Annotated in this window: 15 protein-coding genes; 8 read left to right on the plus strand and 7 right to left on the minus strand. The window is 66.9% G+C overall.

Translation table 11 applies throughout. The annotated features are described in order from the left end of the window. Nucleotides 1-41: 41 nt before the first annotated feature. Both BAY15_RS14775 and BAY15_RS14780 read right to left on the minus strand, forming a co-directional pair. Nucleotides 42-1,343, minus strand: coding sequence for an O-acetylhomoserine aminocarboxypropyltransferase/cysteine synthase family protein (locus BAY15_RS14775; protein ID WP_068853773.1), 1,302 nt, complete (start codon nucleotides 1,341-1,343; stop codon nucleotides 42-44). 49 nt (nucleotides 1,344-1,392) lie between these two features. Beyond that, entirely contained in the window at nucleotides 1,393-1,671 is a 279-nt protein-coding gene (locus BAY15_RS14780; protein WP_068853774.1) for a hypothetical protein, read from the minus strand. Between the two features lie 30 nt (nucleotides 1,672-1,701). Here BAY15_RS14780 and BAY15_RS19240 point away from each other — a divergent pair, with 30 nt between their 5' ends. The 3 genes from BAY15_RS19240 (at nucleotide 1,702) to BAY15_RS14795 (ending at nucleotide 5,427) form a co-directional block, all read left to right on the plus strand. Continuing rightward, a complete protein-coding gene (locus BAY15_RS19240) occupies nucleotides 1,702-4,038 on the plus strand; it encodes a M13 family metallopeptidase (protein WP_157771753.1) in 2,337 nt (778 codons plus the stop codon). Between the two features lie 137 nt (nucleotides 4,039-4,175). Then, nucleotides 4,176-4,790, plus strand: a complete 615-nt coding sequence (locus tag BAY15_RS14790; RefSeq protein ID WP_068853776.1) for a hypothetical protein — start codon at nucleotides 4,176-4,178, stop codon at nucleotides 4,788-4,790. A gap of 13 nt (nucleotides 4,791-4,803) precedes the next feature. After that, entirely contained in the window at nucleotides 4,804-5,427 is a 624-nt protein-coding gene (locus tag BAY15_RS14795) for a hypothetical protein (protein ID WP_068853777.1), read from the plus strand. A gap of 52 nt (nucleotides 5,428-5,479) precedes the next feature. On the opposite strand, the gene clpB is transcribed toward BAY15_RS14795, so the two are convergent. Beyond that, nucleotides 5,480-8,065 carry an ATP-dependent chaperone ClpB gene (clpB, locus tag BAY15_RS14800; RefSeq protein WP_068853778.1) on the minus strand — a complete coding sequence of 862 codons (2,586 nt, stop codon included), beginning with the start codon at nucleotides 8,063-8,065 and terminating at the stop codon, nucleotides 5,480-5,482. Between the two features lie 185 nt (nucleotides 8,066-8,250). Here clpB and BAY15_RS14805 point away from each other — a divergent pair, with 185 nt between their 5' ends. After that, on the plus strand, nucleotides 8,251-8,961 hold the full coding sequence (locus BAY15_RS14805) for a glutathione S-transferase (protein WP_068853779.1): 711 nt from the start codon (nucleotides 8,251-8,253) through the stop codon (nucleotides 8,959-8,961). A gap of 93 nt (nucleotides 8,962-9,054) precedes the next feature. On the opposite strand, the gene BAY15_RS14810 is transcribed toward BAY15_RS14805, so the two are convergent. The 4 genes from BAY15_RS14810 to BAY15_RS14825 all read right to left on the minus strand — a co-directional run bounded on the left by BAY15_RS14810 (nucleotide 9,055) and on the right by BAY15_RS14825 (nucleotide 13,612). Then, nucleotides 9,055-10,659 carry a hypothetical protein gene (locus tag BAY15_RS14810; protein ID WP_068853780.1) on the minus strand — a complete coding sequence of 535 codons (1,605 nt, stop codon included), beginning with the start codon at nucleotides 10,657-10,659 and terminating at the stop codon, nucleotides 9,055-9,057. Between the two features lie 149 nt (nucleotides 10,660-10,808). Next, nucleotides 10,809-12,530, minus strand: a complete 1,722-nt coding sequence (locus tag BAY15_RS14815) for a thiamine pyrophosphate-dependent enzyme (RefSeq protein WP_068853781.1) — start codon at nucleotides 12,528-12,530, stop codon at nucleotides 10,809-10,811. A 94-nt stretch (nucleotides 12,531-12,624) separates the two neighbouring features. Beyond that, nucleotides 12,625-13,080 carry a hypothetical protein gene (locus BAY15_RS14820; RefSeq protein ID WP_141236240.1) on the minus strand — a complete coding sequence of 152 codons (456 nt, stop codon included), beginning with the start codon at nucleotides 13,078-13,080 and terminating at the stop codon, nucleotides 12,625-12,627. Between the two features lie 55 nt (nucleotides 13,081-13,135). Next, the gene (locus BAY15_RS14825) at nucleotides 13,136-13,612 is read right to left on the minus strand and encodes a DUF3574 domain-containing protein (RefSeq protein ID WP_068853783.1); all 477 of its coding nucleotides are present in this window, start codon (nucleotides 13,610-13,612) and stop codon (nucleotides 13,136-13,138) included. A gap of 272 nt (nucleotides 13,613-13,884) precedes the next feature. On the opposite strand from BAY15_RS14825, the gene BAY15_RS14830 reads away from it, so the two are divergent. From BAY15_RS14830 to otsA, 4 genes are all read left to right on the plus strand, one after another. Next, entirely contained in the window at nucleotides 13,885-16,332 is a 2,448-nt protein-coding gene (locus BAY15_RS14830) for a TonB-dependent receptor plug domain-containing protein (RefSeq protein ID WP_068853784.1), read from the plus strand. Between the two features lie 100 nt (nucleotides 16,333-16,432). Continuing rightward, entirely contained in the window at nucleotides 16,433-17,203 is a 771-nt protein-coding gene (gene otsB / locus BAY15_RS14835) for a trehalose-phosphatase (protein WP_068853785.1), read from the plus strand. Between the two features lie 22 nt (nucleotides 17,204-17,225). After that, a complete protein-coding gene (locus tag BAY15_RS14840; protein ID WP_068853786.1) occupies nucleotides 17,226-19,007 on the plus strand; it encodes a glycoside hydrolase family 15 protein in 1,782 nt (593 codons plus the stop codon). Continuing rightward, nucleotides 19,004-20,371, plus strand: a complete 1,368-nt coding sequence (otsA, locus tag BAY15_RS14845) for an alpha,alpha-trehalose-phosphate synthase (UDP-forming) (protein ID WP_068853787.1) — start codon at nucleotides 19,004-19,006, stop codon at nucleotides 20,369-20,371. Before BAY15_RS14840 ends, otsA begins: the two co-directional genes overlap by 4 nt. Nucleotides 20,372-20,503: the final 132 nt, after the last annotated feature.

The raw sequence follows: 20,503 nt of genomic DNA on the forward strand, positions 1-20,503 counted from the left end.
ACCCACCCCGGCCGGCCCGCACCGGCCGGGGTGGTCCCGCCTCACGCCTTGGCCAGCGCCTGCTCCAGATCGGCCAGCAGGTCGTCAACGTGTTCGATGCCGATCGACAACCGCACGGTGTCTTCGCTCACCCCGGCGCGTTCCAGTTCCGCCGCGTCCAGCTGGCGGTGCGTGGTCGATGCCGGATGGGTGGCCAGCGACTTGGCATCGCCCAGGTTCACCAACCGGGTAAACAGCCGCAGGGCATCCAGGAAGCGCGCACCCGCCGCGCGGCCACCCGGCAGGCCGAAGGTCAGCACACCCGAGCCATGCCCGCGCAGGTAACGCTGCACCAGCGCGTGCTCGGGGTGATCGGGCAGCGCTGCGTAGTTCACCCACGCCACCTTGGCGTGGTCGCGCAGGAAACCGGCAATGGCGAGCGCGTTGGCATTGATCCGGTCCAGCCGCAGCGCCAGCGTTTCGATGCCCTGCAGGATCAGGAAGGCATTGAACGGCGACAGTGCCGCGCCGGTATTGCGCAGCGGCACCACCCGGGCACGCCCGATGTAGGCCGCAGGACCCAGCGCCTCGGTATAGACCACGCCGTGGTAGCTCACGTCCGGCTCGTTGAGGCGGCGGAAGCGCTGCTTGTGTTCGGCCCACGGGAACCGGCCCGAATCCACGATCGCCCCGCCGACGCTGGTGCCGTGCCCGCCCAGGTATTTGGTCAGCGAGTGCACCACGATGTCGGCGCCGAAGTCGAACGAGCGCTGCAGGTACGGGGTGGCCACCGTGTTGTCGACGATCAGCGGCACCCCGTGCGCATGCGCGATGTCGGCCACCGCCTGGATGTCGGTGATGTTGCCGCGCGGGTTGCCGATGGATTCGACGAACACCGCCTTGGTGCGGTCATCGATGAGGCCGGCGAACGCATCCGGGTCGCGGTAATCGGCGAACCGGGTCTGGATGCCGAACTGCGGCAGGGTGTGCGCGAACAGGTTGTAGGTGCCTCCATACAACGCGCTGGACGCCACGATGTTGTCGCCCGCTTCGGCGATGGTCTGGATCGCATAGGTGATGGCCGCCTGCCCCGATGCCAGCGCCAGTGCGCCGATGCCGCCTTCCAGCGCCGCCAGGCGCTGCTCCAGCACGTCGGTGGTCGGGTTCATGATGCGCGTGTAGATGTTGCCTGGCACCTTGAGGTCGAACAGGTCCGCCGCGTGCTGGGTATCGTCGAATGCGTAGGCCACGGTCTGGTAGATCGGCACCGCCACCGCGCGCGTGGTCGGGTCCGGGCGATACCCGCCATGCACGGCGATGGTTTCCGCTTTCCACGGCGGCAGCGAGGTGTCCGGTTCCGACATCGTGAGGTCTCCGCGCACGGTGCGTGCGAAAACGCACCATAGCCGAGCCTCACCGCGCCCTGTCATGCCGGTTGCTCATGAGCACCGTCGCTGCGGTGATGTGCAGGGTGCGTTTCGTACCAATCCTATGTGCGTTCTGCGCGCCCGTGGTCATGATCGCGCTCCGCCTGCGACGGCAGGCACCCACACGACTGATAGTGGAGGTCACGCCATGCGTGCCGATGCCGTACAACAACACCGCCGCAGCGTGGGCGAATTTCATCGGTCGCTGCGCGGCCAACAGCCCGCGCAGGATCACGCCCGGCACCAGCGGTTCGGTAGCGCCCATCCACCGCTGCTGCGCGTTGGCAACGCGGGCGTGCTCACCCTTGCCGCGCTCTCCAGCCTGATCGTACCGGCGTCCGCGTCGGCCGCGGCGCGCGCGGATTCGACGCCGCCGGTACGGCCGGCGCTGCTGCCTGGTGCGGGCGCGTCGCGGGGCGAGGCGTACCTGGCCGTGCCGGCGCAGGATCCATTGAACGGAATTGCTTCAGCGACCGCTGCAGGCTGCCTGTCGCGACCCCGCCAGTGTCCGCAACTCCTCGCCGGTGCCGCCGTCACCGCGCTGGGCGGTGCGCTCGTCGGCGGGTGGTTGGGCTACCAGGCTGGCCACCGCGCAGCCCGGGACGAGTGCGATACACGCTTCGCGGGTCTCCCTGCCGCCGACTCGCAGGTTCAGACGCCGGAGACCGCCGATGGCCTACCCCCGCCGATGCGCTTCAGCCCGGCCGACCTCGATCCTGCCCACTCGCCGTGCGACTCGCTGTACGACCATGTCAATGCGCGTTGGCACGCCACCGCAACCCGGCCGGACGACCAGTCGCGCTGGGACGTACCGGCCATGCTGCAGGATCGATCCCTGGCCCTGCAGCGGCGGTTGGCCGAGCAGGCGGCAAGGCTTGAGCTGCCTACGCCTGCCGAAAGAATCGTCGCCGATCTCTGGACGACCGGCATGAACCAGCACCGGATCAACGCCGAAGGCATCTCCCCTTTGCGCGATGAACTCGCCGCGATCGACGGGCTTCAGTCACCCGCCCAGATCGAGGCCCATCTGCATGCACTCACCGCCGCCGGGATCAACCCGGTGTTCGGCTTTGGCGTGGACCGCGACATGGACGCGCGCGATACGCAGATCGCCTACGCCTTCCAGGGCGGCCTCGGGATGCCGGATCGCAGCTACTACCTGACGGACGACCACGTCGAAGCCGCGCTGGGCTACCGCGCGCATGTTGCCCATGTGCTGCGCCTGGCCGGAGACGCACCGGCCGACGCCGAACGCCAGGCCGATGCGGTATTGGCGCTGGAACGCCGGTTCGCCAATGCGTCCACTCCATGGGAGGAGTTGAACGCCAACCTCACCCATTACTACCATCCGGTCAGCCTGGCAGAGGCCGACGCGCTGACGCCCGGGTTCCGCTGGAGCGCGCTGTTCCAGTCGCTGGGCGTGGCCCCTCCCGACCGCTTCTCGCTGCCCACGCCCGGATTCCACCAGGAGGTCGCTGCGGCCCTGACCACGGAGGATCCGGCCACCTGGCGCGCCTACCTGCGCTTCCATACGCTGGATTCGGCCAGCCCGTTCCTGGGCGACGACTTCGTGCGTGCGCACCACGCCTTCCACGCGCGCACGCTGCAGGGCCAGGATGCGATGCCACCGCGCTGGAAGCAGGTGCTGGCCGCCATCGAGCGGGTGGCGGGCGAAGCGATCAGCGAGCTGTATGTGCCGGTCGCATTTCCCACCGAAACGCGCGAGGCCGTCAATGCGCTGGTCGAGCAGATCACCGCTGCATTGAAACGCCGCCTGCAGGTCGTGCCCTGGATGGACCCCGATACCCGCGCCACGGCCCTGCGCAAGGCGGACCGGCTTCGTACCCGCATCGGCCACCCCGAGCACTGGCCCGACTGGTCCGGACTGCACACCGAATCCTGCGGCTACCTGCGCAACCTGCGCCGGGCAACCGCTTTCGTACAGCGCAGGGAACTGGCGCGACTGGGCGCGCCGGTGGACCCTTCAACCTGGCGGATGACCGCGCAGACCGTCGACGGTTACTACGACATGCTGGAGGAAGAACCCTACATCGCCCTCTCGGCGGCGCTGCTGCAGCCGCCCTACTTCGACATCGACGCCGGTCCCGTCAACTACGGTGCGATCGGGGTGGTGATCGGGCATGAGCTGTCGCATGCGTTCTCCGCCGAATCCAGCCAGTTCGGCATCGACGGCGGCCTGCAGGGGTGGTGGAGCGACGCCGACCACCAGCGCTACGCCGCGCTGTCAGCGCGCTTGGCGGCACAGTTCGACCAGCAGCAGGTCGACGGCGTGGCGATCAACGGACAGCTGACAGCCAGCGAGAACATGGCCGATCTGGGCGGACTGTCCATTGCCCTGGACGCGCTGCTGCATGTCACGGACAACCAGACCGATCCGGTGCCGGACAGGCTGGGCATCGTGCGGGACTTCTTCGTGGGCGGGGCCGTTACCCACCGCCGCCTGCACACCGCCCAGCGGTTGCGGCAGGACGCGGAAACCGACGTCCACGCCTTCGGCGCCCCGCGCGCCAATGTGGGCCCGGCCAATCTGCCGGCCTATGCCCAAGCCTTCAACTGCACGCCGGGAACACCGATGACCCGCACCGATGCGGAACGGGTGGTCTACCTCTGATCCGTCTGGAGCGGGGACCGCAACTCACATTTCAAACTGCCAGCTGAACGTGCATACTCCGCGACGGTCGCCCGGGAAGCTTCCGGCGACGTCGCAGCAGGGGCGGGGTCCCTGCGATTGTCACCAAGGGACGGAACATGCGCTTTGCCTTACGCACACTGCTGGCGGCTGCGCTGCTGTCGGGCAGCTTCGCCTGCCTGGCCCAGACGGCCACCGGCACGCTGGTCATGGAAGTGGACAAGCTGCAATCGGAAGTACCGCTCAGCAAGGAACTGCAGGAACTGATCCGCACCGGCGGCGTGGACTGGGGCATCAAGGGCAACGAACTGGTGCTCACCGTGGTCGATACCCGGTACCTCGACTTCGACTACGGCTTCACCACCCGCTATGGGTACCGGCACGCGTTGCAGCTGCCGGTGGGCAACTACCGGATCACCGCCGTGAGCCGGGAACCCCGCCGCAGCTACAGCGAACAGCGGCTGCTGGACCGGGCGACGTTCGTGAACCGCAACGTGGCGTCTTTCACGATCGAAGCCGGCAAGACCGTCACCGTGCAGGTGGGGCCCGTGATCATGGATGAGGACGCCCTCAATCCGGCGGTATTCATCCCCACCCTGTTCGCCAGCGTGTCCAGCGCGGACGGCGGCGCACCGGGCGGCGCAGCGCCCCGGCGTAAAGCAGTCACCCTGCGCGACAACAGCTCCACCGCCTGGCCGGATTACCGCGGCCCCATCAAGTTCATTCCACGCTGACCAAGGACGACATATGCGTTTTGCCATCCGTTTTGCATTGGCTTCGGTGCTGCTGCTGGGCAGCTTCACCAGCTCGGCCGAATCCGAAACCGGTACCGGTACGCTGGTACTGGATCTCAAGCCGTTCCGTTCCGAAGTGGCACTCAAGCCCAAGATCGAATCGCAGCTCAAGACCGGCGGCATCGAGTGGGGGCTGCGTGATGGGCAGATGGTGGTCACCCTGCTCAACAAGCGCTTCGTCGATTTCGATGTGAACTACATGACCCGTTACGGCAGCACCCAGACGCTGCAGCTGCCTGCCGGCACCTACCGCCTGACCACGGTCGGGTTCGAACCGCACACCGGTTTCAGCGTGGAGAAAGTGCTGGCCAAGGGTGCCTACGTGAACCCGGACGTCCTGTCATTCACGGTGGAGGCCGGCAAGACCACCACGATGACCATGGAGCCGCTGATCGTCGACGAAGAGCGCACGCTGTTCGCCACCTTCTTCACTCCCACGCTGTTCACCACCGTGGCGGTGGAAGGCAGCGCCGACACCACGGCAGCGCCCGCCGAGCCGGTGGCGCTCAACGTGCGCGACGAGCGGTCCATCTCGTGGCCCGATTACAAGGGGCCGCTGAAGTTCGTCGCCAAGTAACGAAAAAAAGGCCCCGGGAAACCGGGGCCTTCTGTTTGGATCACATCGCCACTCAACCCTTGGCGAATGCCAGCCGGCCTTCGGCCGCATCCACCTGGATCACATCGCCGCCGACGAAGTCGCCGGACAGGATCTTCTGTGCCAAGGGGTTCTCCAGCTGCGCCTGGATCGCGCGCTTGAGCGGGCGGGCACCGTAGATCGGATCGAAGCCGACGTTGCCCAGCAGCTCGAACGCCGCATCGCTGACCTCGATGCGCAGGCCGCGTTCGGCCAGCCGCTTCTCCAGGCCCTGCATCTGGATACGGGCGATCTGCTTGATCTGCACCTTGTCCAGCGGGTGGAACACCACGATGTCGTCCAGCCGGTTGATGAACTCCGGGCGGAAGTGCGCCTGCACCACGCCCATCACCGCCGCCTTCATCTGCGTGTAGGCCTCCGGACTGTCATCGCTGGACATGTCCTGGATCTGGTGCGAGCCCAGGTTGGAGGTCATCACGATGACGGTGTTGCGGAAGTCCACGGTGCGACCCTGGCCATCGGTGAGGCGGCCATCGTCCAGCACCTGCAGCAGGATGTTGAACACATCGGTGTGCGCCTTCTCCACTTCGTCGAGCAGGATCAGCGAGTACGGGCGGCGACGCACGGCCTCGGTGAGGTAACCGCCTTCTTCGTAGCCCACGTAACCCGGGGGCGCACCGATCAGGCGCGCCACGCTGTGCTTTTCCATGAACTCGCTCATGTCGATGCGGATCATGGCGTCGCTGCTGTCGAACAGGAACTCGGCCAGCGACTTGCACAGCTCGGTCTTGCCCACGCCGGTCGGGCCCAGGAACAGGAACGAACCGCTCGGCCGGTTCGGGTCGGACAGGCCGGCACGAGAACGGCGCACCGCATCGGAGACGACCTTGATCGCCTCTTCCTGGCCCACCACCCGCTCATGCAGCACATCTTCCATGCGCAGCAGCTTGTCGCGCTCGCCTTCCAGCATGCGGTTGACCGGAATGCCGGTCCAGCGCGAGACCACTTCGGCGATCTCCTCGGCGGTAACCCGGTCCTGGACCAGCTTGAACTCGGTGCTCTCCACTTCCTGCGCGGCGTGCAGCTGCTTCTCCAACTGCGGCAGCTGGCCATACTGCAGCTCGCTCATGCGGCCGAAATCCTGGCGCCGCTGCGCCGCTTCAAGTTCCAGCTTCACCTGTTCGATCTGCTCCTTGATCTTGGTGGTGCCCTGCAGCGCGGCCTTCTCCGACTTCCAGATCTCGTCCAGGTCGGAGAACTCGCGCTCCAGCGCATCGATCTCGGTTTCCAGGTCGGCCAGGCGCTGGCGCGAGGCGTCGTCCTTTTCCTTCTTCAGCATCTCGCGCTGGATCTTGAGCTGGATCAGGCGCCGTTCCAGGCGGTCCAGTTCTTCCGGCTTGGAGTCGATCTCCATGCGGATGCGCGAGGCCGCCTCGTCCATCAGGTCGATGGCCTTGTCCGGCAGCTGGCGGTCGGCAATGTAACGGTGCGACAGCGTGGCCGCGGCCACGATCGCCGGGTCGGTGATCTCCACCCCGTGGTGCACGGCGTACTTTTCCTTCAAGCCACGCAGGATCGCGATGGTGTCTTCCACGCTCGGCTCGCCCACGAACACCTTCTGGAAGCGGCGCTCCAGTGCGGCATCCTTCTCGATGTACTTGCGGTACTCGTCCAGGGTGGTGGCACCCACGCAGTGCAGCTCGCCACGCGCCAGCGCCGGCTTGAGCATGTTGCCCGCGTCCATCGCGCCATCGGCCTTGCCCGCGCCGACCATGGTGTGCAGTTCGTCGATGAACAGGATGATCTGGCCTTCGCTCTTGGCCAGGTCATTCAGCACGCCCTTCAGGCGCTCTTCGAACTCACCGCGGAACTTGGCACCGGCGATCAGCGCGCCCATGTCCAGCGACAGCACGCGCTTGCCCCGCAGGCCTTCGGGCACTTCGTCGTTGATGATGCGCTGGGCCAGCCCTTCCACGATGGCGGTCTTGCCCACGCCCGGCTCGCCGATCAGCACCGGGTTGTTCTTGGTGCGGCGCTGCAGGACCTGGATGGTGCGGCGGATTTCCTCGTCGCGCCCGATCACCGGGTCCAGCTTGCCGCTCTCGGCACGCGCGGTCAGGTCGATGGTGTACTTCTCCAGCGCCTGGCGCTGTTCTTCGGCATTTTCCGACTGCACGCTTTCGCCGCCACGAATCTTGTCGATGGCCGCGTCGATCTTGTTTTTGTCGGCACCGGCAGCGCGCAGCGCCATGCCCAACGTGCCGCCATCGTCAAGCGCGGCCAGCACGAACCACTCGCTGGCGATGAACGCATCGCCATGCTCCTGGGCCAGTTTGTCGGTCTTGTTGAGCAGCCGGTTCAGGTCATTGCCGATCGACAGGTTGCCTTCCTGCCCGGAGACCTTCGGCAGGGCGTCCAGCGCCTCGGTCAACCGCTCGCGCAGCACCGGCACGTTGACCCCGGCCTGGGCCAGCAGCGGGCGCGTGCTACCACCCTGCTGGTCGAGCAGCGCGGTGAGCACGTGTACCGGTTCGATGATGTTGTGGTCGCGGCCCACGGCCAGCGACTGTGCGTCCGCCAGCGCCTGCTGGAAACGCGAGGTGAGCTTGTCCATCCGCATGGGGGTGTCCTCGATATGTTGCCGCTGGCCGAGCCAGCACTATCTGACAGATGCGGTTATGCAGGCGTGTTTCAAGGGGGGATGAGAACGCATTCAGGCCCCGGACGACGTGGCAGCGACATCGCCATCACGCCTGCTTGGCAGCGCAGGCGGGAGGCTGGGCGCTCCTGTCGCGGAGCTTGCGCATGCATTACGAGCTGTACTACTGGACCGGCATCCAGGGCCGGGGCGAGTTCATCCGGCTGGCGCTGGAAGATGCTGGCGCCTCCTATACGGACATGGCGCGGGTGCACGGCGACGAGGTGATGCAGCCGTTCCTGGACGGCAAGGCCGAGGGGTTGCGCCCGTTCGCGCCGCCGTTCTTGGTCAGCGGCCGACAGGTGATCGCGCAGGTGGGCACGATCCTCGATCATCTGGGGCCGGAGCTGGGGCTGGTACCCGAAGCCGCCTCACGCCGGGTGCAGGCATTGCAGCTGCAGCTGACCATCGCCGACCTGGTCGCGGAGGTCCACGACACCCACCATCCCATTGCGGCCTCGAAGTACTACGAAGACCAGAAGAAGGAAGCCAAGGCGCGCGCCGCGTCGATGCGGGACGAGCGGTTGCCGAAGTTTCTGGGCTGGTTTGAAAGCGTGCTGGAGGCCAATGGCGGCCTGCACCCGCTGCGCGAGCACTCGTACGTGGACCTGTCGCTGTTCCAGCTGCTGAGCGGGCTGGACTACATGTTCCCGCGCCGCATGCAGGCACTGCGGCCGTCGCTGCCGCTGCTGCATGCACTGAAGGACCGGGTGGAACGGCGACCGAACATCGCCGCATACCTGGCCTCGGAACGCCGCTTGGCGTTCAACACCAACGGGATCTTTCGCCACTACCCGGAATTGGACGCGGACGCGTGACGCATTCCTTGGGCCGACCAACGGTCGGCGCTACGGAGCGCCTCGGACGGAGGCCTGTCCCGGTAGCGCCGACCGTTGGTCGGCCCAGGCGGTCTACGCCGCGTCCTTTTCCCGTGCGGGCACCGGAATAACCGACAATAGGGCCAACAGCACCGCCAGCGCCACATACGCGCCCGCGAACTGCCACATGATCTGCTCCGGCAAGCCTTCCAGTGTCCACGGCAGGTAGATCCCACCGCGCGGATCGACCGAGTGGATCAGCCCGAACAGGGTAAGCGCCGCAGCCACCAGCAGGATCCCGGAAGAGCGCAGCAGCCTGCCGTCGATCATCGCCACCACCGCGGCAATCCACAGCATCGAGGTGATGATGAAGCCATTGCCCAAGGTGAAGATCACCGCCAGCTCCGGCAGCCCATGCCCATCGAGCGTGGTGGTCATCGCCGCCAGCTGCTCGGGCGGGATCCAGCCCGGCGCCTTGATCGCCAGCAGGTAGGCCACCGAAGGAAGGAACCCCAGCACCATCGCACCGGCATGCTCGCGCGGCGTTGCCTGGAACGCCTGGGTGGTGATGTCGATGGCCACGTACACGATGATCGGCGCCAGCACCGCCAGCGGCAGCCACTGCACCAACCCGGAAATCACCCCCAGCATGCCGCCGATGCCCACGAACAGCCCGGTCAGCAGCGTGTAGCCGCTGCGCGCGCCCATGTGCTTGTACGCCGGCTGGCCGATGTACGGCGTGGTCTGCGCCACGCCGCCGCACAGGCCAGCCACCAGCGTGGCCACCGCCTCCACCAGCAGGATGTCGCGGGTGCGGTAGTCATCACCGGCCGCACGTGCGCTTTCAGAGACGTTGATGCCGCCCACCACCATCAGCAGGCCGAACGGCAGCAGCAGCGGCAGGTAGGTGATCGCGGTGGGCAGGCCATCGATGAAGCCCAGCGTCGGCCACGGCAGCACCATCTGCAGCGGGGTCCACTCGGGCACCTTGAAGCCCGGTGCACCCAGCCCGGCCAGGCCGAGCCCGTAGTACAGCACCGTGCCGAACACGAAGGCCACCAGCACGCCCGGGGCGCGGATCGGCAGCTTGCGCTTGGCCACCAGCACGTACAACAGCAGGCCCAGCGTGACGAAGCCGACCACCGGCGAGCGCAGCGTTTCCAGCAGCGGCAGGAAGCCCATCAGCACGATCGCGATGCCGGCGATGGAGCCCAGCAGCGAGGCGCGCGGCAGCGCGCGGGTGACCGCTTCGCCGAAGAACGAGAGCACGGTCTTGAGCACGCCCATGATCACCAGCGAGGCCATGCCCAGCTGCCAGGTGGCAATGGCCGCATCGTGCGGAGCCAACCCCTGCGCCTTGAAGGCCAGGAACGCCGGGCCCAGCACCAGCAGCGCCATGCCGATGCTGGTCGGCGCATCCAGGCCGAGCGGCATGGCGGTGACGCCATCGCGGCCGGTGCGCGCGGCCAGCCGCCGTGCCATCCAGGTGTAGAGCACGTTGCCGACCAGCACGCCGAAGGCGGTGCCGGGGAACATGCGCCCGAACACCACGTCGGCGGGGAACTGGAAGATGCCGACCAGCGCCATCGCGATGAAGCCCAGGATCGACAGGTTGTCGACCACCAGGCCGAAAAAGCCGTTGAGATCGCCGGCGACGAACCAGCGGGGGCGACCGGAGACAGGAGCGGATGCAGGCATGCGAGGGGGCACGGGGTGGGGGGTACCCGATGGTAGGCGTTCATTGCGCCGGGCGACAGACGCATGCGTGGAACACCGGGGCGCGCCCTGTACCGACCAACGGTCGGTACCTACCGGCGCGGCAGGTCACGACCGTTGGTCGTGACGCCCTACGGCTTGTTGAGGAAATTGTTGGCCAGCAGGTCGCGCACGTCCCCTACCCGCCCGTGCAGCAGCGCCTTGGCCGCATACAGGGCGGTCCCGGCCACCTGCTTGGCCTCCACCTGCGGCGGCATCACCAGCTCGGTGGGGCTGGTATGCACGTCCAGCAGCGCCGGGCCGGGGTGGGCCAGCACGTCCTGCACCGCCTGCTCCAGGTCTTCGCTGCGGGTCACGGTGCGACCGTAGAAGCCGATCACCTCGGCCAGGCGGCCGAAGTCGGGGTTTTTCAGATCGGTGTAGTTGTCCAGCAGGCCCTGCACCTTCTGCTCCAGCTCCACGAAGTTCAGCGAGCTGTTGTTGTAGACCACCACCTTGATCGGCAGGTTCTCCTGCACGGCGGTGAGCAGCTCGCCGAGAAGCATCGCGATGCCGCCATCGCCGCACATCGCGATCACCTGCCGGCCCGGGAACGCCTTCTGCAGGCCCAGCGCCTGCGGCAGGGCATTGGCCATCGTGCCGTGCAGCAGGCTGGTCAGCGTGCGGCGGCGACCATTGGTGCGGATATGGCGCAGGATCCACACCATCGGCGAACCGCAGTCGGCGGTAAACAGCGCATCGTCATCGCCATGCCGGTCGAGCAGCGCGGTGAGATGCTGCGGATGGATCAGCTCGCCCTCGCCCGGGTACTCCTCCTTCGCGCGGGTCTCCAGCGCCTTCTCGCGGTGGCCGATGCACTCGTCCAGAAAGCTGCGGTCCTCGCGTTCCGGCAGCAGCGGCAGCAGCGCCTCCAGGGTCGGGCCGATGTCGCCCACCACGCCCAGCTGCACCGGGTGGCGCCGGCCCAGGTGGCTGCCATCGCGGTCGACCTGGATCAACGTCGCCTTGTCCGGATAGTACTGGCCCCAGGCGAAATCCGCACCGAGCAGCAGCAGCGTGTCGCACGCCATCAGCGTGTGGTAGCCCGACTCAATGCCGAAAATACCGGTCATGCCCATGTTGTACGGGTTGTCATGCTCCACGAAATCCTTGGCCCGCGAAGTGTGCGCGATCGGCGCCTTGAGGTGCGCGGCCAGCGCGACAAGTTGATCGTGCGCGTGCTCGCAGCCGGCACCGGCATAAATGCCGATGCGCTTGCCCGCGCCGATCAGCGCCGCGATGCGCTGCAGTTCGTCGTCGTTGGGGCGCAGTACTGGCTGGGTGTAGTGCACGGAAAACGGCTGATCGTCCTTGACCTCGGCTTCAGCAATGTCGGCCGGCAGGATCAGCACCGCCACGCCGCGCCGGCTGATCGCCGCCTGGCAGGCCAGGGTCGCCATCCGCCGCGCCTGCGCCGGGGTGCACACCTGCTCGCAGAACACGCTGCAGCTGGCGTACACCGCCTTGAAGTCGACTTCCTGCGGGAACTCCATGCCCAGCTCGGTGGTGACCACCTGGCTGGCGATCAGCACCAGCGGCGTGCGGTTGCGGTTGGCCTCGAAGATGCCGTTGATGAAATGCAGCCCGCCCGGGCCGCAGGAGCCGGCGCAGGCGGTGAGCTGGCCACTGATCAGCGAATCGGCACCGGCCGCGAACGCCGCAGCCTCTTCATGGCGCACGTGCACCCAGTCGATGTCACTGCGATGGATCGCATCGGTGACATGGTTGAGGGTGTCGCCGACGATCCCGTAGCAGTGCCGCACACCGGCGGCCTGCAGGGTATCGACGACGATTTCGGCAACGCGCTTGCTCATGGCGGCACTTCCACGTTCGGGGGAAGTACCAGCCTAGACCTGCGAGGGTGACACCGGCGTGCGAATCAGCGCGTACCCGGGTCATACGTTGGTGTTATTCCCGTTCGGCTGCCTTTGCCTGGGCGAGCAGCCGGGGGAAGGCGTCCAACGCGTCGGAATTGCGTCGAATCTGGGCAAGCAGCATGCCTACCTGCTGAGGGGTGCCGGATTGCATGTAAACCTCCGCCTGGATCTCCCTTGGCATGTACCCCTCGGACACCATCAGTTCCATGAAAGTGCGGAAAGCCCGCGGAGAAGACCGTTCCAGTGCCACACCGACAGGGTCCTGGGGGGCAGGACACGTCGGAGCAGCGGCTGCGGCTTCCGCCGGGCGGTTGCTGATTTCAGCGACGGACAGCGTCTGCGTGCCGATCGTTGCCTGCTGCTTGTCGTTGGTCTGCGACGCGACCGCTTGCCGCGCGACCGACGCCTGCGAGGAACTGGAACCTACGGAATGCACGGCAACTCCCTGGAATCGATGGTTCCCCATTTTTCGCCATGCCCATTGCATGTGCTTCCAGAAAAACATCGCTCCAGGCGTCGCAAAACGACTTCACCTGCTGCGATCAAAACGACACTTCCACCGCCTGCTGTGACCACAGCACCGACTGGTGCTTCGTCGCCTGCTTCCATGCCAGGCGGATCGCCTCGATATCCGCGCGCCGCTGCGGGGTGTTTTCGTGCAGCACCACCAGCACCTTGGTGCGCAGGCGATTGGGCTCCTTGGCGCCGCGGAACAGCCACTGGCCGTAGGCATCGAACACGGTCAGGCCATCCGGGAAGCGCGGGGTGACCTGCTTGTCCAGGAAGTCGCGCCACTGCGCCTCGCTGATCGCATCGGTCTGCTCGCGATCAGAGGCACCGCTTTCCTCGCCCACGCCGAAGTACAGCTCGCTGCGCACCCAGTTGGTCGCCGCATCCGGACGGGCGGCATCGCCCTGGAGGGTGGCGGTGGCGGATTCGGGCGCGCGCGGGGTCGGGGTAGCGGTGGCGCAGCCGCCGAGGGCGAGCAAGGCGGCCAGGAGGAGGGGGGAAAGCTTCATGGTGCAGGGGGCTCCGGGTGCTGCGAGGGTTCCGTGGACATGCATGGCGTGTCGCTACGCGGTGGACAGGGTGACGGATTCCGGCATCGCCGCAGATCACGTCCGGTTATGTGCTGATAGCCGTCGGTACTGGGACTTGCATCACAGGCCGGGTTCACGCCAAGATAATATATCGCTTCATCCGGATGGAACAATAGTTTCATCTGGGACCAGCCGGGCAACGCCCGGCACCCCTGCCCCCCCCCCCCCCCGTTCTTGCTGCTGGAGCCCGCATGTCCCGTCCGTCCGCGTCGCGCCTTGGCCTTGCCATTGCCATGGTCCTGTCCTCTCCCCTTCTCGCCCGGGACCTCCATGCGCAGGACGCGCCCGCCTCCGCCACCACGCTGGACACGGTGATTGTCACCGGCACCCGCGCCATCGACCGCACCGTGCTCGAATCGACCTCGCCGGTGGACGTTCTCACCGCCGAGGACATCCGCCGCGCCGGCGTGGTCAATGGCGAGCTGGGCAGCGCGCTGCAGGCGCTGCTGCCTTCGTTCAACTTCCCGCGCCAGTCCAACTCCGGCGGTGCCGACCACGTGCGCGCCGCCCAGCTGCGCGGGCTGTCGCCCGACCAGGTACTGGTGCTGGTGAACGGCAAGCGCCGCCACACCAGCGCGCTGGTGAACACCGACAGCAAGATCGGCAAAGGCACCACGCCGGTCGACTTCAACTCCATTCCGGTCAGCGCCATCAAGCGCATCGAAGTACTGCGCGACGGCGCCGGCGCGCTCTACGGCTCGGATGCGGTGGCCGGTGTGATCAACGTGATCCTGGATGACGCCCCGGAAGGCGGCGCCATCGAAGCCAGCTTCGGTGCCAACCACACCGACCTCAAGCCGATCGACCGCACGCTCACCGATGGCCAGACCAGCTTCGCCAGCGCCAAGGTCGGCACCGCGCTGGGCGAAGACGGCGGCTTCCTGCGCGTGGGCCTGGAGCTGAAGAACCGCGAAGGCACCAACCGCGCCGGCTTCGACCAGATTCCGCCGTGGGACCAGACCGATGCGAACCTGGCCCTGCAGGGCCAGCGCAACTACGTGCTCGGCGATGGCAAGACCAAGGACCTCAACGCCTGGATCAACACCGAACTGCCGTTCGGTGAAACCTCGAAGTTCTACTTCTTCAGCACCTTCAACCAGCGCGACACCGAAGGCGCCAACTACTTCCGTTACCCCGACAGCGACGCCAACTGGACCGAGCTGTACCCCAACGGCTACCGCCCGGTTTCCGAAGGCGAGAACCGCGACGTGCAGGCCGTGGCCGGAGCCAAGGGCCAGTGGGGCGAGTGGAACTACGACGCCAGCCTGGATTACGGCTTCAATGACTTCACTTACCGCCTGCGCAACTCGCTCAACGCCTCGCTGGGCCCAGGCAGCCCGACCCGGTTCAAGACTGGCGATTACCGCAATGAACTGACCGTGGGCAACTTCGACCTCGGCCGGGTGTTCACCCAGGGCGACAACACCCACAGCCTCGGCCTGGGCCTGGAAGCGCGCCGCGACCACTTCCAGACTCGCCCCGGTGACCCCGCCAGCTACGCCGCCGGCCCCTACACCGACCGCCCGACTGGCTCGCAGGCCGGTGGTGGGCTGACCCCGCAGGACGCCACCTCGCTCCGCCGCGACGTGACCAGTGCGTATGCCAGCCTGTCCAGCCAATTCGGCGAACACTTCTCCAGCGACCTGGCCGCACGCTACGAGCACAGCGACGATTACGGCGGCGAACTCACCGGCAAGCTGGGCCTGCGCTATGAGTTCACCCCGGCGTTCGCACTGCGTGGCGCGATCTCCAACAACTTCCGCGCGCCGTCGCTGGCGCAGATCGGCTATGAATCCACCTCCACCGGTTACAACGCCGCCGGCCAGCTCGTGCAGGGCCGCACGCTGTCGGTGAACAACCCGATCGCGCGCGGGCTGGGTGCCACCGACCTGAAGCCGGAAAAGTCGGTCAACACCAGCCTGGGCTTCACCAGCCGCATCGGCGACCACTTCGACCTGTCGCTGGACTTCTACCAGATCGATATCGATGACCGCATCGCGCTGTCGGAGAGCATCACCGGCGATGCGCTCACCGATTACGTGCAGCAGCAGTTCGGCGTGGCCGGGCTGCAGAGCGCCAATTTCTTCGTCAACGCCGCCGATACCCGCACGCGCGGCGCCGAGCTGGTGACCAACTGGCGGCAAGGGCTGGGCGATGGGGAACTGGTGCTGACCGGCACCTACGCCTACAACAAGACCACGTTGAAGAACGTGCTGGCCACGCCGGCGAGCCTGTTGGCGCTGGATCCGGACTACGTGCTGTTCGGCCTGGAAGAGACCAACACCCTGACCGATGCCACGCCGCGCACGCGGGCGCAGCTGGCGGCGACCTGGGCCAATGACCGCTGGACGTTGAGCAGCCGCCTGAGTCGTTACGGCAGCGTGACCCGGGTGTTCAACTTCGGCGATGGGTATGTGCCGCGGCAGACCTACGGGGCCGAGTGGCAGCTGGATGCCGAGGTGGAGTACCGGATCACGCCGCAGTGGAGCGTGGCGCTGGGTGGGCAGAACCTGACCGACAATTATTCGGATCTGTCCAACGAGGACATCTATTACTTCGGCAATCTGCCGTATGACGTGCTGTCGCCGATTGGCAGCAATGGTGCCTATTATTACGGGCGCGTTCGTTACACGTTCTGATGATTGGTACCGCCAGGCAGGGCCTGGCGCTACCGGGCGCGTTTGAATGGAAGCGTGATCGTCTACTGGACGATCACGCTTCCGGTGGCATGTTGGCAGCATGGCCAACGACTACCCCCTCCGTCCGCCGCCACCACTGCTGGACAATGCGTGCGCGCTGTTCCTGGACGTGGATGGCACCCTCATTGAATTTGCCGACGACCCCGAGGCCGTCACCCTGCTGCCCGAGGTGCGCGAGGCCATCGGCCGCATCAGCGACCGGCTCGACGGTGCGGTTGCCCTGATCAGCGGGCGACCGCTGGCCCAGCTGGACCGCCTGTTCGCGCCACTGCACCTGCCCGCCGCTGGCCTGCACGGCCACCAGGTGCGTGGCATGGGCGGTGACACCCACGCCGTAGACGGCCGCACCGCCACTGACAGCGACACCAGCGAATGGCTGCACGCCGTGCACCAGCAGGCCATGCGGTTCGCGCATGGCCATCCCGGCGTGCTGGTCGAAGACAAGGGCCGCAGCCTGGCCCTGCATTGGCGTGGCGCGCCGCATGCCGCCAACGAAGTGCGTGCGTTCGCCGAACGCCACATCGGCGGCAACACCGGGTACCGGCTGCAGCCCGGCGACCACGTGGTGGAATTCATTCCCGAAGGCAGCGACAAGGGCCGCGCGATCCGCCAGCTCATGCAGCAGCAGCCCTTCCGCGGCCGCATTCCCGTGTTCCTGGGCGACGACCTGACCGACGAGTACGGCTTCGATGCCGCCAACACCCTGCATGGCTGGAGCGTGCTGGTGGGCGAACGCGAGCCCAGTGCCGCGGTCTTCGCCCTGCCGCGTGTGCGCGACGTACACGGATGGCTGCAGGAAAACGCTTACTGATGTACCCAGAGACCCCCACCCCATGACTGATTCCAACCTGGACCTTGGCGTGGTCGGCAACGGCAGCTTCGGCGCGCTGATCGACCGCCACGCGCGCGTCGTGTGGAGCTGCCTGCCCACCTTCGACGGCGACCCCACCTTCTGCGCACTGCTGCAGCCCAACCAGCAGGTCGGTGGCGATTTCGCCATTGAACTGGAAGACATGGTCAGCAGCGAACAGAGCTACCTGACCAACACCGCCATCCTGCGCACCGTACTGCACGACAAGCACGGCGGCTCGCTGGAAATCATCGATTTCGCCCCGCGCTGGCGCCAGAACGATCGTTTCTACCGGCCGGTCAGCCTGATCCGCCAGGTGCGCCCGCTGGGTGGCAACCCGCGCATCATCGTGCGCGCCCGCCCGCTGGCGGACTGGGGCGCGCGCGTGCCCGAGGCCACCTGGGGCAGCAACCACATCCGCTGGGTACTGCCCGACCACGTGCTGCGCCTGACCACCGACGTACCGCTGCGCTTCGTGCGCGATGAGCTGCCGTTCGTGCTCAGCCACCCGGTGCACCTGGTGCTGGGCGTGGACGAATCGCTGAACCGTTCGCTCAGCGGCTATGTGCAGGAATCCTTCCAGCGCACGCGCGATTACTGGCGCGAATGGGTGCGCTACCTGTCCATTCCGCTTGAATGGCAGGACGCGGTGATCCGCAGTGCGATCACCCTCAAGCTGTGCCAGTACGAAGACAGTGGTGCCATCATCGCCGCCATGACCACCTCCATTCCCGAGGCGCCGGGCAGCATCCGCAACTGGGATTACCGCTACTGCTGGCTGCGCGATGCCGCCTTCGTGGTGCGCGCGCTCAACCGCCTCGGTGCCACCCGCACCATGGAACAGTTCCTGGGCTACATCTTCAATCTCGCCACCGGCGATGGCAGCCTGCAGCCGCTGTACGGCATCGGCTTCGAGGCCAAGCTGGAAGAAAGCGAAGTGGCCTCCCTCGATGGCTACCGTGGCATGGGCCCGGTGCGGCGCGGCAACCTGGCCTGGGTGCAGCGCCAGCACGATGTGTACGGCAGCGTGGTGCTGGCGTCCACCCAGCTGTTCTTCGACCGCCGCCTGCAGGACCCCGGCGACGCCCACACCTTCGCGCGGCTGGAACCGCTGGGCGAACAGGCCTTCGCCCTGCACGACGTGCCCGACGCCGGCCTGTGGGAATTCCGCGGCCGCACCGAAGTGCATACCTACACCAGCGCGATGTGCTGGGCCGCCTGCGACCGCCTGTGCAAGATCGCCGTGCGCCTGAAGCTGGACCACCGTGCCGAGTACTGGCGCGACCGCGCCAACACCATCCACGCGCGCATCCTGCGCGAGTCCTGGAGCGACGAGCTGGGCCACTTCACCGACACCTACGGCGGCCACCGCCTGGATGCCTCGCTGCTGCTGCTGGCCGACATCGGCTTCATCGCCGCCGACGATGCGCGTTTCGTCGCCACCGTCGAGGCCATCGGCCGTGACCTCAAGCACGGCAACGCGCTGTACCGCTACGTGGCGCCGGATGATTTCGGCGAGCCGGAAACCAGCTTCACCATCTGCACGTTCTGGTACATCGACGCATTGGCTGCCATCGGCCGCCTGGACGAAGCGCGCGAGATGTTCGAAATGCTGCTCGAACGCCGCAACCACCTCGGCCTGCTCTCCGAAGACCTGGCCTTCGATAATGGCGAGGCCTGGGGCAACTTCCCGCAGACCTATTCGCACGTGGGCCTGGTCACCGCCGCCATGCGGCTGTCGCGTAGCTGGCAGGAGGCCTCATGAGCCGCCTTGTCGTGGTGTCCAACCGCGTGGCCGCGCCCGGCGTGGCCGCCCCGGGTGGGCTGGCAGTGGGACTGCTGGCCGCGCTGAAGGAACGCGGTGGGCTGTGGTTCGGCTGGAGCGGCAAATCCGTGCGCGATGACAGCGGCGAGCTGCACGAGCAGACCGAGGGTGACATCCGCTACGTCACCATGGACCTGAACAAGCGCGACGTCGACGGCTACTACAACGGCTTCGCCAACCGCACCCTGTGGCCGCTGCTGCACTTCCGGCTGGACCTGGTGGACTATGACCGCGCCACCCGCGAAACCTACCGCCGGGTCAACGCGCTGTTCGCCGAAAAGCTGGCGCCGCTGCTGCGCGAAGACGACATCGTGTGGATCCACGATTACCACCTGATCCCGCTGGCCTCGCTGCTGCGCGAACGTGGCATCGGCTGCCGCATCGGCTTCTTCCTGCACGTGCCGATGCCATCGGCCGACCTGCTGCAGGCCATGCCCGACCACCTGCGGCTGTTCTCCAGCCTGTACGCCTACGACCTGGTCGGGTTCCAGACCCAGCGCGACGCCGACCGCTTCCAGTCCTACGTGCGCCTGTTCGCTGGCGGCAAGGTGCTGCCCGATGGCATGCTGGAAGCCCCCGGCGGTCGCCGTTTCCGCGCCGCCGCGTTCCCGATCGGCATCGACACTGCGCACATCGAACGCCAGGCCAAGGCCGGTGCCAACAAGCCGGCCGTGCGCGACCTGCGCAACAGCCTGCGCGACCGCCAGCTGGCGATCGGCGTGGACCGGCTGGACTACTCCAAGGGTCTGCCCGAACGCTTCCAGGGTTTCGAGCGCTACCTGCAACGCCACCCTGACCAGCGTGGCAGCCTCACCTACCTGCAGATCGCCCCGGTGTCGCGCGGCGATGTCACCGAGTACCGGCAGCTGCGCAGCCAGCTGGAACAGATCGCCGGCCACATCAACGGCGGCTTTGCCGAACCGGACTGGACCCCGCTGCGCTACGTGAACCAGAACTTCGCGCATGCCACCCTCACCGGCTTCTACCGCGCCGCTGCCGTCGGCCTGGTCACTCCGCTGCGCGATGGCATGAACCTGGTGGCCAAGGAGTACGTGGCCTCGCAGGACCCGGAAAACCCCGGTGTGCTGGTGTTGTCGCTGCTGGCCGGCGCGGCCGACGAAATGAAGCAGGCGTTGCTGGTGAATCCGCACGACCTGGATGGCGTGGCCGATGCCATCGCCACCGCCGCCACCATGCCGCTGCGCAAACGCGTGGAGCGCTGGCAGGCGATGATGGATCACCTGCGCGCCCATGACATCAACCACTGGCGCCAGAGCTATCTGGAGGCACTGGAAAACGGCTGATTACGACATGCTGTCGGGCCAGAAATCTGTCGCTTCTGGCCTGAACTCGTACCCGCTATGCGCATCATCCGCCGTGATGCGCTCGTTTTAGGAGTGTGTCGCTTTCTGCACTTCCCGCCGTGGAAATCCCGA

Origin of the sequence: Stenotrophomonas rhizophila (genome assembly GCF_001704155.1) — a bacterium.
Classification (GTDB): Bacteria; Pseudomonadota; Gammaproteobacteria; order Xanthomonadales; family Xanthomonadaceae; genus Stenotrophomonas; species Stenotrophomonas rhizophila_A.